This is a genomic window from Streptomyces lasiicapitis (assembly GCF_014646335.1).
Taxonomy (GTDB): domain Bacteria; phylum Actinomycetota; class Actinomycetes; order Streptomycetales; family Streptomycetaceae; genus Streptomyces; species Streptomyces lasiicapitis.
Window position 1 is genome coordinate 1 of the sequence record NZ_BMNG01000041.1, and the last position, 1,641, is coordinate 1,641.

At 69.3% G+C, this 1,641-nt stretch carries 2 pseudogenes; one reads left to right on the forward strand and one right to left on the reverse strand.

Features of this window, described 5'->3' with window-relative positions:
- A pseudogene (locus IEY91_RS41420) lies at positions 1–537 on the reverse strand (hypothetical protein); the annotation flags it as partial.
- A 767-nt stretch (positions 538–1,304) separates the two neighbouring features.
- Here IEY91_RS41420 and IEY91_RS42265 point away from each other — a divergent pair.
- Positions 1,305–1,641: pseudogene (locus IEY91_RS42265) on the forward strand (hypothetical protein); the annotation flags it as partial.

The window sequence follows — 1,641 nt, forward strand, 5'->3', positions numbered from 1 at the left end:
CAGCCATAACACGGCCAACTCCCGCAGCCAGGTGGCCCGCTCGCTGTCGCTCAGGTGCCAGGCACGCTTCTCGGCGCACGCCCTCAGCCCCGCGGTGATCGTCTCCACGGCGCTGCTGGGCGGCGGATCGGAGATGAGTCCCAGGACGGTGCGGGAGATCAGCTTGGCCACATCCGCCGAGGCGCGGCCGTGCGTGATGCCGGGGTCCAGGAAGCCGGGCGGCTCGCCGGGGCCGTGGGGGTAGAGGATGTGTTCTGGTTTGAAGTCGCCGTAGATGAGCGGGCGCGGGCCGGTGGCGGTGGACTGGCCGAGTCGCCGCAGCCGCGCCACGACCTCCCGCAGCACGGGTGCGAACTCCCCGGCCTGCTCCAGGTAGGCGCGTCCGCTGATGCCGTTGAACTTCCTGCCGAACGTGGCGGGGATGCCGCGCTCGGAGATCTGCACGCGCTGGACGCGGGCGGTGAGGCGCCGCAGCGCCTTGTCCATCTCGCGCAACGCCCGCGTGGCCAGCTCCTGAGTGCGTTCGGGTTCCTTCACGATCAGCACCGAACGTCGGCCCATGAAGCGGCCGGGTGAACAGCACCCCGTCGTCGTACCCGGCGGCCTCGGGTGCACGCACGTCGGCGAGCGACAGCGGCCTGAGCTGCTCGGCCTCCCGTTCCAGAAGCGTGCCGCTCGATGCGACGTAGGCGGCCTGCGCCGCACGCACGGCCTCCCAGGAACCGCACGTTCCGCGCACCACGGAGACCAACGAAAGCCCCAGGAAGGAGTACTTGGCGTACAGCTCCTCGCCGTCCACGTCCATGCCGCGTACGTAGCCGGTCACGCTGGGGGTATGGGCGCCAAGTCGGATCTCCATGGCTTCGGGCCAGACTCGGGAGGCCGCCTCAAGGATCTTCCGGTCCGCGAACCGGAACAGCTCGGCTGCGGTGTAGGGGACTTCCACGGTTTCTCCCAGAATGAAGGGCCCAGCCGCCGCCAACGGGCGGGCCACGTGCAGGTCGTGGGGCCGGCCGGGGTCAGCCGCTGCTGCTCAGACGGACGGAGGCGGCGCGTCAGGGGCCACCACTGGTGCTGGCCACGGCTGCCTCCGTCCCCTTTGGGTCAGGTGATGTGACAGCGGGCGGCCGGACAGCATGGGTTGCTCCGGCGGCCCGCTGCTCCTCAACCCGCACTCAGGCCCAACGGCCCGTGATTCCCGTGCGGTTGATGTTCAGTCAACGCGTGGTGACCGGCACGGAACAGGTGGGAGGGTGTAACCCCGTGTAGTTCCGCGTAACCCCGTCGGGAAGGGGCAGATGAGGATGGAGAGAGCCCAGCGCATCGCGGAGCTGATCGACAGGGCGTGCGCGGAACGCGGCTGGGGACCGTCCAAACTGGCCCGTGAACTGGGCATCGCCGAGGGCCGAGGGCCCACCGCCTTGTCCCGGCAGTACGCCCGGAAGCTGATGGTCGGCGAGCGTAACCCCGAGTACTGGCTCCCCTACGTGATCCAGGTCTTAGGGATCGAGGTATCCCACCTCAGCGATATGCCCGCGCCGCAGCCCGAGCCCGCGGATACCGTTGCCTCAGTCCTGGCCCTAAAGCCTGTTGCAGAAGGCTGCGTTCAGGCAGGTCAGAGCGGGTTCTCTGGTGGTTGTG